Annotated in this window: 13 protein-coding genes; 1 reads left to right on the forward strand and 12 read right to left on the reverse strand. The window is 66.4% G+C overall.

Going from position 1 to position 14,658, the window contains the following annotated elements; translation table 11 throughout:
• Positions 1 to 26: 26 nt before the first annotated feature.
• A complete protein-coding gene (locus tag VGN82_RS09350) occupies positions 27 to 1,004 on the forward strand; it encodes a hypothetical protein (protein ID WP_327526730.1) in 978 nt (325 codons plus the stop codon).
• A 98-nt stretch (positions 1,005 to 1,102) separates the two neighbouring features.
• Here VGN82_RS09350 and VGN82_RS09355 read toward each other — a convergent pair whose 3' ends face one another.
• From VGN82_RS09355 to VGN82_RS09410, 12 genes are all read right to left on the reverse strand, one after another.
• Positions 1,103 to 1,975: an ABC transporter permease gene (locus VGN82_RS09355; RefSeq protein ID WP_327526731.1), complete on the reverse strand. Its 873-nt coding sequence runs from the start codon at positions 1,973 to 1,975 to the stop codon at positions 1,103 to 1,105.
• Positions 1,976 to 2,140: 165 nt separating this feature from the next.
• Positions 2,141 to 3,187: an ABC transporter substrate-binding protein gene (locus VGN82_RS09360; protein WP_327526732.1), complete on the reverse strand. Its 1,047-nt coding sequence runs from the start codon at positions 3,185 to 3,187 to the stop codon at positions 2,141 to 2,143.
• 39 nt (positions 3,188 to 3,226) lie between these two features.
• On the reverse strand, positions 3,227 to 4,285 hold the full coding sequence (locus VGN82_RS09365) for an ABC transporter ATP-binding protein (RefSeq protein ID WP_327526733.1): 1,059 nt from the start codon (positions 4,283 to 4,285) through the stop codon (positions 3,227 to 3,229).
• 4 nt (positions 4,286 to 4,289) lie between these two features.
• Positions 4,290 to 5,108, reverse strand: coding sequence for an ABC transporter permease (locus VGN82_RS09370; RefSeq protein WP_327526734.1), 819 nt, complete (start codon positions 5,106 to 5,108; stop codon positions 4,290 to 4,292).
• A gap of 221 nt (positions 5,109 to 5,329) precedes the next feature.
• The gene (locus VGN82_RS09375) at positions 5,330 to 6,565 is read right to left on the reverse strand and encodes a metal-dependent hydrolase family protein (protein ID WP_327526735.1); all 1,236 of its coding nucleotides are present in this window, start codon (positions 6,563 to 6,565) and stop codon (positions 5,330 to 5,332) included.
• A gap of 131 nt (positions 6,566 to 6,696) precedes the next feature.
• A complete protein-coding gene (locus tag VGN82_RS09380) occupies positions 6,697 to 7,980 on the reverse strand; it encodes a glycosyltransferase family protein (protein ID WP_327526736.1) in 1,284 nt (427 codons plus the stop codon).
• A gap of 153 nt (positions 7,981 to 8,133) precedes the next feature.
• Positions 8,134 to 8,418, reverse strand: coding sequence for a hypothetical protein (locus VGN82_RS09385; RefSeq protein ID WP_327526737.1), 285 nt, complete (start codon positions 8,416 to 8,418; stop codon positions 8,134 to 8,136).
• A gap of 103 nt (positions 8,419 to 8,521) precedes the next feature.
• Positions 8,522 to 9,163 carry a polysaccharide deacetylase family protein gene (locus tag VGN82_RS09390; protein ID WP_327526738.1) on the reverse strand — a complete coding sequence of 214 codons (642 nt, stop codon included), beginning with the start codon at positions 9,161 to 9,163 and terminating at the stop codon, positions 8,522 to 8,524.
• 131 nt (positions 9,164 to 9,294) lie between these two features.
• Positions 9,295 to 10,434, reverse strand: a complete 1,140-nt coding sequence (locus VGN82_RS09395; RefSeq protein WP_327526739.1) for a glycosyltransferase family 4 protein — start codon at positions 10,432 to 10,434, stop codon at positions 9,295 to 9,297.
• Positions 10,435 to 10,466: 32 nt separating this feature from the next.
• Positions 10,467 to 11,672 carry an ABC transporter permease gene (locus VGN82_RS09400; protein ID WP_327526740.1) on the reverse strand — a complete coding sequence of 402 codons (1,206 nt, stop codon included), beginning with the start codon at positions 11,670 to 11,672 and terminating at the stop codon, positions 10,467 to 10,469.
• The gene (locus VGN82_RS09405; protein ID WP_327526964.1) at positions 11,669 to 12,667 is read right to left on the reverse strand and encodes an ABC transporter permease; all 999 of its coding nucleotides are present in this window, start codon (positions 12,665 to 12,667) and stop codon (positions 11,669 to 11,671) included. Before VGN82_RS09405 ends, VGN82_RS09400 begins: the two co-directional genes overlap by 4 nt.
• Positions 12,668 to 12,673: 6 nt before the next feature.
• Complete coding sequence (locus VGN82_RS09410; protein WP_327526741.1) at positions 12,674 to 14,644, reverse strand: ABC transporter substrate-binding protein; 1,971 nt, start codon at positions 14,642 to 14,644, stop codon at positions 12,674 to 12,676.
• Positions 14,645 to 14,658 lie beyond the last annotated feature (14 nt).

The following is a 14,658-nucleotide window of genomic DNA, read 5'->3' on the forward strand; positions in this document are numbered from 1 at the left end:
ATTCATGCGAGCGCTTTGAGCCGATGATGATCGCAGTTCTTGGTATGCCTTGCGCCTTCGCCGCCTGGGGCTTCGAGGTCGCGCGCCGGCTTGCGCAGGCCTCGGATCCCAGCCTCGCACCGATATGGGTCGATCGGATGGACGCCTTCGCGCATGACGAGGCGTCGCCGCTTCTCGTCTGCTCGCAGTTCCCGCCGCGGTCGCTCCGGCGAATGCTCCGCGAGCGCCGGATTCCGCTGATCGTCTTCGTCACGAACGGGATGGATGCCCTGCGCTATCAGCGCCAGCTGCAGCCGGTCCTGCTGGAGGCGGTGCGGACGGTTGGCGCCAGCGTCGCGCTGATCGGCGATTGCGACCCGCAGCAGTACGCGCTGCTGTTCGATGCGACGGATCGGCCTGATGCCGGGGGCGTCGTGCGCGCCATGGCAAGCCATATCGGCTTGGCGGTGACGGACGATCTCGTCGCCGAGGTGCTGGCCTGGACCGGGCCGATTCCGACATCGGAGGCGGCGAGCGGGCCTGCCTTCACCATGGCTGACGAGGGCATCGTCACGCTCGTCCTGGAAAACGGCGTCGCGCATCTTCGCGACGCGGCGATCTCCCTGAAATCAGTCTGGCCGCACCGCGTCTTCTTTGCGGGAGATCGCCCGAATGAGGAGGCCCCCCTCGTCATCGACGCCACGGGGGGATCGCGCGTGCTCTATTATGGCCCCTATTTCCACCTCGCCGAGGGCCGCTGGCGCGCCCAGATGACCCTGGGTTTCACCAAGGAGGCCGTCGGCCTCCCGCTCAAGGTCCTGGCTTATGGGCCGGGCCTCCTGGGCGAGGCCCGCATTCGGCCATTGCAGGAAGGCATCTTCGCCGCGCGCTTCACCTTCACGGTCAGCGAGCCGGAGCATCCCGTCGAATTTCACGTCCGGACCGAAGAAGGGGCGATCGAAGGACGGATCGCGCTCGGGCAGGCGGAGCTGTCCCATCTCGGCCGGGCGCTGCCATCCGAATAGGACGCTTGCAAAGCCGGCGAGCCGGCCGCGCAGACCGGGCGATAGCGAGGCTCGTGCGGCACCGCTTCCCGTAGGAAGGCGGCGCCGGAGCAGGCGGCTCAGCGGTAGCGGCGCTGGACGATCAGATTGGCAGCGACCGTCAGGAGGATCGTCGCCGTCATCAGGATGAAGGAGATCGCGCCGCCGAAGGGCCAGTTGTTCTGCTGGGCGAACTGGCCGTAGACCAGCGGGCCCATCATCTGGAATTTCGGGCCGCCGAGCAGGACCGGCGTGGCATAGGCGTTCATCGCCAGGATGAAGGTCAGGATCGTGCCGGCAAGGATGCCGGGCAGGGCGAGCGGCCAGAGCACGCGGCGGAACATCGCCGACGGCCCGGCGCCGAGGCTGAAGGCGGCCTCCTCGACATTGCGCGGAATGCCTTCGATCACGCTCTGCAGCGTCAGCACCATGAAGGGCAGGTTGACCGCGATGATGCCGATCAGGACGGCGTTCTCGGTGAACATGATCTCGAGCGGCTGGTCGATCAGGCCCAGACCCGTCAGCGAGGCGTTGAGCGCGCCCTTGCTGCCGAAGGCGGTCATCCAGCCGGCGGCGCGGACGGCGTTGCCGACGAAGAGTGGCAGGATCACCGAGATGATCAGCAGGTTCTTGAAGCGGCTCTGGGTCCGGGCCAGCACATAGGCTAGCGGGAAGCCCATGATCAGGCAGACGACGGTGCAGATCACCGCGACGCGGACGGTCCGCAGCAGCACGTTGAGGTAATAGGGGTCGGTGAAGAACTTGACGTAATTCTCGATCGTCAGCCCGTCGACCATGAACTGGCCGGGGATGAACTGATTCAGCGAATAGCGGAACAGGATCGCGATCGGGCCGAGCAGCCCGATCGCGACGAAGAGCGTCGCCGGCACGACGAGCAGGCCGGCAAGGCCGGTGCGCGCGCCGGCGACGGGTTCGGGAGCAGTCGTGCTCATGGCGAAACTCCCGGGCAGGCCGTGCCGACATGGTTCGACCGTTCACCAGCGCGAACCGAAGGGCCCGGCTTTCGAGAACCGGAGCGCAGCGGACCGATGTCCGAGAGCACCGGAAGCGCAGAAAGCCGGGTCATGCGGCCACGATGGTCAAACGGACGGGCCATGTCACGCCTTGAAGACCTTGTCCCACCATTCCTTCATGGCGTTGTCGTTCTTGGCGAGGAAGCCGTAGTCGAGGTCGCGGAGCTTCTTCTCTTCCTCGGGCGTGAAGCCGATGCGCTTCTGGAGATCGGGCGCAACGTTCAGGCCGGTGACGGTGCCGTTATAGCCCATATCGACCGCGAAGGCCTCCTGCGGCGCCTTTTCCAGCATCGCGTTCATATAGGCGTAGGCGTTGTCCTTGTTCGGCGCGTTCTTCTGGATGACGAAGCCCGAGACATAGGCCGGGATGCCCTCGACAGGCGAGACCGCCTCACAGGGGATGCCGGCGTTCTGCCACTGGACGACGCGGGCCTTCCAGATCGCGCTGATGCCGATTTCCTCGTTCTTCATCGCGGCGGCGAAGGCTTCGTTGGTCGGGTAGACGCGGGCGCCGGCCTTCTTCACGGCCATCAGCACTTCCTTGGCCTTCTCCATGTCGTTCATGTCCTTGCCGCCGGTGGCGGCCATGGAGGCGGCGATCATGATCGATTGGTACTGGATGTCGATGAAGCCGATCTTGTTGCCGTGCTTGGGATCGAGCCAGTCCTTGAAGCCGGTCGGAGCCGGGCTGATGATCTTGGGATTGTAGATCACCACGTTGCCCGAATAGATGTGCCCGATGCCATAGGGGTACTTCATGGTCGGAAGCAGGTTCTTGGCGTTCGGAATCTTCGAGTAGTCGAGCTGCTCGATGACGCCGGCCTCGTTCATCTCGTACATGTTGGCGGCGGAGAGGCCCTGGATGTCGACCGTTCCGCGCGGCAGGCGGCGCTCGGCGACCATCTTGGCCCGGCGCGGCGCGTCGCCGGCCTGATCCTGCACCACTTCCATGCCCTTGGGCTTGAGGATCGGATCCTCGATGTTCTTGGTCAGCAGGCGGGCATAGTCGCCGCCCCAGGTGCCGACCACGACCTTGCCGGCCGCCTGGGCGAAGGCCGGCGCACCCAGCGTGGAGGCGAGCGCGGCCGCGCCGGCGCCCTTCAGAAGATCGCGTCTGTCGAACTTGGTCATGATGACATTCCCCTTTTGGACGCCCGTCGAAGCCTGGGTTCAGGCTTCGCGCGGATAGACGAGCCCGGCGTCTTCGGCCCAGCCTATGGTGATGGTCTCTCCCGGCTTCGGCTCGGCGACGCCGGCCTTGTTCGGGATCTGCAGCAGCATCCGGTCATGACCGGAGAGGCTGACATCGATGTCGAGCAGGGCGCCGAGATAGGAGGCGTGCTCAACGCGAGCCTGGAAATGGTTACGCAAGCCCTGGGCATCGCCGGCGACGGCGATCCGCTCGGGCCGCAGGGCCAGGGTCGCGGCACCGTTGCCGGTCGCGGCGGCGCAGGCGATCTCGACGCCGCCCTTAGTGCGGAAGCGGCCGGGCGCGGTGATCTCGCCGTCGAGGAAGGCGCTGCGGCCGATGAAGCCGGCGACGAAGCGGTCGGCCGGCTTCTCGTAGAGCTCGCGCTGGCTGCCAATCTGGCGAACCTTGCCCTTCTCCATCACCACCAGCCGGTCGGCCATGGTCAGGGCCTCTTCCTGGTCGTGGGTGACCATGATCGTGGTCAGGCCGAGCTTGCGCTGCAGGTCGCGGATCTCGACGCGGACCTCCTGGCGCAGCTTGGCGTCGAGATTGGAGAGCGGCTCGTCGAGCAGCAGCACGTCCGGCTCCATGGCGAGGGCGCGGGCGAGCGCGACGCGCTGCTGCTGGCCGCCGGAGAGCTGGCGCGGATAGCGTTCATCGAAGCCGGCAAGCTGCACGAGGCGCAAGGCTTCGGCGACGCGCGGCGCGCGGTCGGCCGGTGAAACCTTGCGCATCTCGAGGCCGAAGGCGACGTTTTCAGCGACCGTCATGTGCGGGAACAGGGCATAGCTCTGGAAGACCAGCCCGCAGTTGCGCTTCCAGGGTGGCAGCGTCGTGACGCTGCGGTCGCCGATGGTGATGTTGCCGGCGCTGGGCGCGATGAAGCCCGCGACCATGCGCAAAGTCGTGGTCTTGCCGCAGCCGGAGGGGCCGAGCAGGACGAGGAACTCGCCATCGGCAATGTCGATCGCGACATCGTCGACGACGGTCAGGTCGCCATAGGTCTTGCGGAGGTGCTCGATCGAGAGTCTTGCCATCGTATCAGACCACCCGGCTGAGCTTGACGTAACGGTCGGTGACGATCATCGCCACGGCGATCAGGACGATCTGGATCAGGGATGCGGCTGCCACGGTCGGATCGATCTTCCATTCGAGATATTGCAGGATGGCGATCGGCAGGGTGGTGCGGCCCGGCCCGACCAGGAACAGGCTCATCTCCAGATTGCCGAAGGAGGTGACGAAGCCGAAGAGGCTGGCCGCGACGAGGCCCGGCCTGATGCTCGGCAGCGTCACCCGCCGGAAGGTGGTGAACGGGCCCGCGCCGAGATTCTGCGCGGCTTCCTCGATCGTCCGATCGAAGCCGACGAGGCTCGCCGTCACCAGACGCACCACCCAGGGAATGACGACGAGCGCATGCGCGGCGATCAGCCCGCCGATGGAGCCCATCACCGGGAGCCCCGTGGCGATCTCCGTCTCGATCTGGAAGACATACATGGCGGTGCCGAGCACGATGCCCGGCATCACCAGCGGCAGCAGCAGCAGCGTGTTGAAGACGGGGCCCAGCACAATGCGGTGGCGCACCAGCGCCAGGCTCGCCGGGACGCCGACGAGCAGGCCGATCAGCGTCGCCGCCACGCCGACCTGGAGGCTGAGCAGGAAGCCGTTGATGAAGGGCTGGTTGTTCGCGGCGGCGGCGAACCATTTCACCGAATAGCCTTCCGGCGGGAAGGACGGGATTTCCTGCCGGAAGAAGGCGAGCCAGGTGACGAAGATCAGCGGCAAAAGGATGTAGAGCAGCGCGATGCCGGCAGCGCCGTTGAGGGCGATGCGGCCGAGGCTGGGGCGCGTGGAGGCGCTCACGCCTCGCCTCCGCGGTCCAGCGGCGAACGGCTTGCGGCCTGCGTTTCCCTGACGCTGCTCAACGATACAATCCCCACCCTGGCCTGACTCAAATCCCGACGTCCGAACTTCCGCCGGATCGCGCCCGAAGGCTGCGGATGCACCTTCGGACAGTCAATCCGTTTCTTCTCTATACCTCGCATCGCCCTTCCCTATGCGCCCGAAAGGCAGGGATGCGACGCTCAGTTCAGCACGTTCTTGTGAAACACGCCGCCCTTCATGATCATCGCCAAATGGCGGCCCTGGTCCTGGAAGAGCCCAAGATCTTCCAGCGGATTGCCGTTGACGAGGATCATGTCGGCGAACGCCCCAGCACGGAGCGTGCCAAGCTTGCCTTCCATGCGCAGGAGCTGGGCACCGACGGTGGTGGCCGAACGAATGATCTCGATCGGCGAGAGCACCTCGCGGCGCAGCAGGAACTCGCGAGACTGATCGGCCTGGAGCTGGCCGAGCAGGTCCGAGCCATAGGCCACGGGGACGCCGGCGCGCTTGCAGATCTCGAGCGAGCGCAGGCCGCCGTCGATGACGAGGTCGTTCTTGGCGAGCATGTCGCCGTTCATGCCGAACTCCGCTGCACGCTCCTTCATCGCGTAGTAGGCGACGAGGTTGGCCGTCAGGAACATGCCCTTCTCGGCCATCAGCTTGGCCGAAGCCTCGTCGATCAGGTTGCCGTGCTCGATCGCGCGCACGCCGCAATTGGCGGCACGGGTGATGGCCTCGGGCGTATAGGCGTGGGCGCAGACATAGCGGCCGAAGGCGGCGGCTTCCTCGACGGCCGTGCGCACCTCGTCGAGGCTGAACTGCAGCGAGTCGAGCGGATCGTAGGGGGAGGCGACGCCGCCCGACATCATGATCTTGATGTGGTCCGCGCCAAGCCGCATCTGCTCGCGCACCGACTTGCGGACCGAGGAGACGCCGTCGGAGACGTTCATCGTGTAGGCCATGGCGTTGCAGCAGTGGCAGCGGGCGCCGAAATCGGTGCGGCGGCGCGGGTCGCTGTGGCCGCCGGTCGGGCCGATCGCCTGGCCGGCGATGAATAGGCGCGGCGCCGCGACATGGCCGCCCTCTACCGCTTCCTTGATGCCCCAGTCGGCGCCGCCGGTGTCGCGCACCGAGGTGAATCCACGGTCGATCATGCCCTTCATCAGACCGATGGCGCGCGCCGTCATCAGGGTGAGCGGCATGCTCTCCATGGAGCGGATCACGACCTCGGAGAGGAAGACGTGGACATGGCTGTCGATCAGGCCGGGCATCAGCGTGCGGCCGCCGCAATCGATCGTCTCGGCGCTCGCGGACTTGATCGGCTTGTCGGAAAGCTCGCGGATGGTGTCGCCTTCGACCAGCAATTCGTAGCCGGCACGGACCTCGCCATGTTCGGGCTCGAGCAGGGCAAAGTTCTTGAACAGCAGCGTGGCCATGGCAGGCGTCTCCTCCGGAATGGCGCTCCGACGACGCCTTCCCTCTCCCGATCGCTGATATATTGCGAAGTTTATTCTTGCTTGTCCATCGCCCGAAGCAGGGGCGAGGGCGATCGGCAGAGACGGGCGGTCTAGCTGGTCACGGCCGCATTCTGTGCCAGGAGACGGCGGCGGATCGGCATGGAGAGATTGTCGGCCAGAGCACGGCTGATCGTCGGCAGGCCATCGAGGAGGTCCGGCACGAAGGCCTGGGAGGGTGGCGTGCGCTGGGGCAGGGCGTGCAGGGCAGCAGCCATCACCATCGGATCGCGTTCGGCGTCGCCGGTCTGCGAGGGGTCGTGCAGCATGGTGATGAGTGCCAGTTCCTCGGCCCGCTGGGCGCGGATCGTCTGTTCGAGCCGCGGCTTGACCCGCGGTACGATCAGCGCCGGCTTGTCGAAGGACAGCACCTCGCAGAAAGTGTTGTATCCGCCCATCGCCACGACGCAGTGGGCCCGGTTCATCAGCAGTTCGAGGCGCGGCTCGAAGCCCAGGCTTTCCAGCTTGGGGATGCGTGCGATGCGCTCGGTGAATTCCTTGCGGCGCTCGCGCGACATGAAGGGTCCGAACACGATCAGCGAGGGCAAAGCGATCGTCGGGTCGGCCTCATAGGCCGAAATCACCCAATCGATCACACCGGCACCATCCCCGCCGCCTCCCGGCGTCACCAGAATGAACGGGCCCTTGGTGATGCGCGGAAAGCGGTTGGGCGGCATCGGGCTCGGCACCGCCCGCTTGAGATAGCCGGTGTAGCGGACCTTGTGGGCGAAGAGATGCTGGTTGGGCAGGCCGCCGAGCGGCTGGTAGATGCCCTCGAGACCGTAGACGAAGATGTCGTCATAGATCTGGTCGAGCGCCTCGAGCGCGCCGCTGTGGCGCCATTCCTCGTAGAGCTTGGCCGGTTCGTCGAGCACGTCGCGCAGGCCGAGCACGATGCGCGCGCCCCGGCGGCGCAGGATGTCGAGTGCCGGCGCGAGTTCTCCGCGCAGGCCGACCGGCTCCTTGTCGACGATCACGACGTCGGGATCGAAGGAGAGCACGACCTGCTTGATGATGTCCGTGCGCAGACGGATCGTGTCGTTCAGGTCGAGATTGAGATGATGCGGGCCGTAGCGGCCGTCGCTCTGCTTCTCGACGCCGGGGATGCGGACATAGTCGACGCCGTCGCCGAACTGGAAGCTCGAGATCACCGACGAGCCCGAGACGATGATCACTGATATATGAGGGTAGCTGGCGACCAACGAATTCGCGATCGCGCGGCAGCGGCGGATATGGCCGAGGCCGAAGGTGTCGTGGCTGTAGATCAGGACCCGCGGCGCATGCGGGCTGCGCGGCGCGCGCTCGGCGCCTGCGAGATCGACGACATTGAACGTCATTCCGCGTCGCCCCCCGCAGATAGGTCAGACGACCTCTTGGCGAGGACGAACGCACCTGAGATTACACGCCATTCTTATAGCGCGGGGCTTGGTCCGATCCAAGCCCGCTCCCGCCATCGGCCGCGAATGATTCTAATCAGGGGCGGGTGTCGCTCAGGGGCAGGTGTAGCCGCCGGCATCCGGCAGACAGCGGCTGCCATTGGGCAGCAGCAGGGCGCCCCGCGCATCTCGCGCGACGCGGTCGCCATTGGGCAGCAGGAACCCGCCGGCCGGATCCATCGTCGAACGCGAACCGTCGGGCAGGGTCACTTCGTTGCCGACAACCGTGATCCGCTTGGCCGGGGAGGCGACGGGCACTTGTTCGACACGCGACAGGCGGCTGGAGGTGCAGGCCGCGAGCATTGCAGCGACGGCGGTGGCGGCGATCAGCTTTTTCATAGGCGCTCAACGTTTTCCGTGCGGGGTCGGTTCCGGCGATAATAGCCGAGGCAGGCCGGGCGGAAAACCGGGCGAGGCCGATTTGCGGCCCCGACCTCGCGTCTCAACCGATCTGGAACAGCGATCGCGGGGCTGTCGGGGCGACCGCCGTGTGCCGCGTCGCGTGGGCAAGAAAGCCGTCGAGAAAACCCCATGCCGCGTCGTCATGGTCACGATGATGCATGAGGATCCCGAAGGCGTCTGCCTCAGGGGACGAGGCGACCCGCTTCGCCGCGAGCAACCGGCAGGCCTCGGCGATCAGCTCCTCCGGCCGGCGCCCGGTCCTGCTGCCCCAGTCCATGATGTCGAGATCGGTATTGCCCAGCTGCGGGCCGCCGGCCGGACCGAGGGCGTAGCCGCGAAAGCAGGACAGGCCCGCGAAACCGAGCTTCGGGAGGAGCGCCGCATGCTCGGGGGCGATTCGATTCCAGGGCGGCACGAAGACGGGAAGAAGGGCTTCGCCGAACAGGGCTTCGAGGCGACGTCGCGCCAGACTGAGTTCGGCGACGATGTCAGTGGCGGCGCGCAGGACGCCGAACTCGGCCTTCTTCGCGCCCTGGGGAGCGTGGTTGCGGTGCCAGCTGCCGTGCTGGCAGGGTTCCAGGGACGGCATCCTCCGCAAGGCGCCTGCCAGAGCGGGTTCCGCCAGCATCGGGATGACAGCGAGCAGGACGGGCAGGGCGAAGCGCTCGCCGAGCCCCGCCAACCGGTCGAGCGCGGGGCTGGGTGCGATGGCATCATCATCGCGTAGCCAGAGCCGAATCCGCCTGCCGGCCTCGGTCCAGCGGTCAAATTCGGCAAGCAGGGGCTGCCAGAGTGCATCATCCGTGGCCGGCTTCATGCCTTCGGCCCTGTTGTCGCGGCATGAGGGCGTGCGGCGCGATTGGCGACGGCCAGCGCAAGCCCCCGTTCCAGGATACACGCCGCCTGCGCCGGGTTGCGCTCGGTCAGGGCAAAGCGGCGTGCGGCCTGGCCCATGGCCTTGCGCATCGCGCCATCGTCGAGCAGCCGCAGCAGCGCGGCTGCGAGCCCGGCCTCGTCTCCCTCCCGTGCGAGCAGCGCGGTCTCGCCATTGCGGACCGTCGCCGAGACGCCGCCGCTGTCGAAGGCGACGATCGGCAGGCCGACCGCCTGCGCCTCGAGATAGACCAGCCCATAGGCCTCGCGGACGCCCGGCCAGATGAAGACGTCATGGGCGGCCATTTCCGCGACGACGCGATCATGCGGGATGGCGCCGAGCCAGCTGATCCGGCCTTCAGGCAGGCCGGAGAAGGCCTGCTCGATCTCGGTCCGCTGCCGGCCATCGCCGATGATGCTGAGGGTCCAAGGCCGCTCGGCGACGCGACCGAGAATCCGCGCCAGCGTCAGGTAGCTGTTCTGCTTGGTGCCTTCGCGCATCATCGCGACGGTGACGAGGCGCGGCACCGGCGCATCGCCGGCATGACGGGGCGGCTCGCGGTCGAAGGCGATGAAGGGCGGCAGTTCGAGCAGCGCAGTGCAGCGGGAGCGCCAGGGTTCGAGGCCCTGACGGTCGCGATCGGTGAAATAGAGGTGCAGGTCGGTGGCTGCGAGGCCGGCACGCACGATCCGGGTGTGCTCGGCCCAATCGCCGCTGGCGCGGCGCTCGGCGTCGCTGGCTTCGGCGACGACATAGGGAATGCCGAGATGGTCGACGATCTCCGGGCCGAGCAGGTCGGGCGCCCTGTAGTAGTTGTGATAGGTGAACCAGAGCTCGGGGGGCGGGGCGCCATCCCGCCAGCGCGCGCGCATCGCCTCGGCGTGCGTCGCGGCCATCTCCCGATGATGGACGAGGCGCTCGGCGTCGGCGCTCGGCATGAAATCACGAGCGGCCAGCACGGGTTCGACGACGTGTCCGAGCCCCTCCAGCGCGGCAACGAGCTGGCGCGCCATGCGGCGGTCGCCGGAGATGCGGCCGTCGTCATAGCTGTTGAGGGGCGTGTGGAATGCGATGCGCACCGGGGTCGGGCTCGGAAGAGGCTGCCGCGCCCTCAGCGATAGGGATCGGCCGCATCGCGCAGGCCGTCGCCGAGGAAGTTGAAGGCGAGGATGATCAGGATCACCGGCACGACCGGATAGAGCAACCAGGGATAGAGCGCCACCACATTGATGTTCTGCGCCTCGTTCAGCATCACGCCCCAGCTGGTGATCGGCGGCCTGAGGCCGAGGCCCAGGAAGCTCAGCGCGGTCTCGCCGAGGATGGTCTTGGGAATGGTGATCGTCGCCGAGGCGATCAGGTGGCTCATGAAGCCGGGAATGAGATGCAGGCCGATGATGCGGGCGGGCTTGGCCCCCATCAGCTGCGCCGCGACGACATAGTCTTCCTCGCGCAGCGACAGGAGCTTCGAGCGCACGGCGCGGGCCAGCCCGGTCCAATCCATCAGCCCGAGGATGACGGTGATGCCGAAATAGACCAGCAGCGGACTCCAGGAGGGCGGCATGATCGAGGCCAAGGCCAGCCAGAGCGGAATATGCGGCAGCGATTGCACGATCTCGATCAGGCGCTGGACGAAGAGATCGACCTTGCCACCGTAATAGCCGGCGATGCCGCCGATGACGACGCCGAGCACGAAGGAGACGGCGACGCCGAGAAGGCCGATCGAAAGCGAGATGCGCCCGCCGTAGAGGATGCGCGAGAGCATGTCGCGGCCGAGCCGGTCCGAACCGAGCAGGAAGAGCGTTCCGTCCTTCGGCGGGCAGACGAGACGCCAGCTGCCCGGGATCATCGCCCAGAACACGTACTCGTCGTCGCCGCGGCAGAAGAAGCGCAGCGGCTGTGGCCGCGTGCTGTCGACCGTGTACTCGCGCTTCAGGTTCTCCATGTTGAGGTGCTGGACATAAGGGTAGACGAAGGGGCCGATGAAGCGGCCTTCATGGAAGAGGTGCACCTGCTGCTGGGGCGCGCGGATGAAGTCGGTGTTGCGGGTCGTGTAATGATAAGGCGCCAGGAATTCGGCGAAGGCGGCCATGGCGTAGATCACCAGGATGACCACGCCCGAGATCACCGCGAGCTTGTGGCGGCGGAACTTCCACCACATCAGCTGCCATTGCGAGGCGAGATAGACGCGCTCCTGCTCCGGCGTCATCACCTCGGCGGCCATCGGCTCGAATGGCGCGGTCGAGGCCGTGTGCGGCAGCGGTGCGCCGTCAGGCGGCAGGGCCGAGGTCGAAACGGTTGGTGTCGAAGCCTGGCTCACTTGGTCGCCGCTCCCTGCAGGCGAATGCGCGGATCCAGGATCGCGAGCGCGATATCCGAGATCAGCACGCCGATCACGGTCAGGAAGGAGAGGAACATCAGGAAGGAGCCGGCGAGATACATGTCCTGGCTCTGCAAGGCGCGGATCAGCAGCGGGCCGGTCGTCTGCAAGGACAACACGATCGCGACGATCTCGGCGCCTGAGACGATCGAGGGCAGGATGTCGCCGATGTCCGAGACGAAGAAGTTCAGCGACATGCGCAGCGGGTATTTCCGCAGCGCCTTGCCCGGCGGCAGGCCCTTGGCGCGGGCGGTGACGTAGTACTGCTTCTGGAGCTCGTCGAGCAGGTTGGCGCGGACGGCGCGGATCATGCCCGCGGTGCCACCGGCGCCGATGATGATGACCGGGATCCAGAGATGCTCCAGAACGGAGCGGACCTTGGCCCAGCTCCAAGGCTGGTTAAGGTATTGCGGATCGACAAGGCCGCCGATCGAGGTGCCGAACCAGACATTGGCGAAATACATGAACACCAGCGCCAGCAGGAAATGCGGCACGGCGAGGCCGATCAGGCCGATGAAGGTCAGACCGTAGTCGCCCCAGCTATACTGATGCGTCGCCGAATAGATGCCGATCGGGAAGGCGACGACCCAGGTGAAGATGATCGTGAAGAAGGAGACGACCATGGTCAGCAGCAGCCGGTCGCCGACGATCTCCCGCACCGGGCGCTGATACTCGAAGGAATAGCCCATATCGCCCTGGAGCAGGCCGGCGACCCACCAGAAATAGCGTTCGGTCACGGGCCGGTCGAAGCCGTACTCCTTCTTCAGGAACTCGATGCGCGAGAGATCGGCCTTCTCGCCCTGCGCCTGCATCTCGGCGGCGAGGGTTTCGAAATAGTCGCCCTCGGGCAGGTTGATCACGGTGAAGATCAGCATGCTGGTGATCAGCAGCGTCGGGATCATCACCAGGATGCGCTTGAGAATGTATTTCAGCAGCACGGTTCAGCTCTTCGCCCTGTCAAGGCTGGCGGTCTTCTGTGTGTCGAACCAGAAGGTGTCTGGCATGTAGCGGCCGAAGAAGGCGCCCGGCTCGAAGCTGTAGAGGCCCTTCTGCGGGACGTTGCGCAGGTTGCGCGACACCACGACCGGCTGCAGCGTGCCGTTGATCACGCCGATCGCGAAGAGCTGCTCGGCGTTGATCTGCAGCATGCGCTGCCAGATCTCCCGGCGCTGGCCATGGGTCACGCTGGCGCGCCACTCATTGTAGAGCACGACCAGCTCGCGGGCCTCGGCCGTGTCGGGCTCCTCGCCCTCGCGGCCGCCACTTTCGAGGTACTGACCCCAGCGCGGCCAGTTGAACTGCGCCGTCGAGGTCGGTGCCAGCGCGTCGGGCTCCATGTCGGCCGAGACCAGCCCGTTATCCATGCCAGCCCAAGCGGACATGATAGTCTGGCCGGCAATAATGCGGCGGCGGAAGACGTCGCGCTGGGTCGAGCGCGGATAGATCTTGATCCCGACCTCGTAGAGGTCCTGTTTGATCAGGTCGAGGATGTCGGTCTCCTCGGTGCTCTCGCCCGCTGTCTCGATGGTGAATTCGAGCCGGCGCCCATCCCGCAGCAGGCGCACGCCGTCGCTCGCGCGCTTCGACAACCCCGCCTCGTCGAGAAGCTTGTTGGCCAGCGCGGGGTCGAACTGCATCCACATCTGGGCGTATTGCGCATTGTAGAGCGGGCTTTCCGGCAGGGCCGTGTTGCCGCTCTCCTGCGCGAGGCCGAAGAAGATGACCTTGTTGATGTCGGCCCGATTGATCGCCGCCGACAGCGCACGGCGATAGCGCAGGTCGCGGTTGAGATCGCGCCAGACCGGGTCGATCGCGTTCATGTTGGGCATGAGCGCGAAATAGGATCCCTCGGCCCGCTTCCACAGCCGGACATCGAAGTTCATGCGCTTCGAGGCGTCCTTCAGGAAGGTGTAGTTGTCGAAGCGGAGATAGCGCGCCTGCAGGTCGGCTTCGCCGGCGGCGGTCTTGGCCGGTACGAGCGAACTGGTGCCGACCGTCAGCGTCGTCTCGTCGACATAAGGCAGTTGCCGGCCGTTCTGGTCGATGCGGTGGAAATAGGGGTTGCGGTGGAAGCTGAACTGCTCGGCCGGCAGCGGCGTGATGTTGCGCCAGGGATCGAGGGTCGGCAGGTCGGGATTCTCGGGCCGGTACATGCGCGAGAGCCGCTCATGCAGTGCACCCCAGTCGCGGACGCGGGCCTGCTTGACGCGGGTATGCAGCGTCACGGGATCGGCATGGTCGATATGGAACTGCTTCAGATAGCCCGACGGCATGCAGATATAGGTCGGTTGCGCGCCAGCGAGCGAAGGCAGGAAGATCGGGTTCGGCTTGGTCCAGCTATAGCGGATCTCGGTCGGGCTCAGCACCTCGAAGACCGGCGGCTCGCCATCGGCCAGCAGGGCCTGGGGCGGCCCACCCGGCGAAAGCCGCCGGTTGTTGGCGACATGCACCCACCAGTAGCGGAAGTCTTCCGCTGTGAAGGGCGCACCGTTCGACCAGCGATGACCGGGGCGCAGCCGCAGCGTGAAGATGCGGCCTTCCTGGACTTCGAAGCTCTCCAGCACGTCCGGTGCGATCTCGAGATCCTGATCGTAGCCGACCAGCCGGGTATAGCCGTAGAGCGTCATCATGCGGATGTCGCGCTGGTCGCCCATCAGCATCCGCATGGTTCCGCCATGGCGGCCGGGCTGGCGATCCTCGCCGGAGACGTCGACGACGCGGGGGACCAGCGGCACGCGCTGCTCGATCGCCGGCAGCGTGCCGGCGGCGACCTGTTGCGCGAGGAAGGGGCTGTCGATCAATTGCGCCGGCTTGACGGACGCGGCAGGGGCGAGGCGCGGCAGGCCCGCGGCGGCAAATGCGGCGGAGCCCAGGAGCAGCGCGCCGCGGCGTGTCGGATGATGCGTTTTCATCAGGCCACCTCCCG

It is taken from the genome of Allobosea sp., from assembly GCF_035999205.1.
Lineage (GTDB): Bacteria > Pseudomonadota > Alphaproteobacteria > Rhizobiales > Beijerinckiaceae > Allobosea.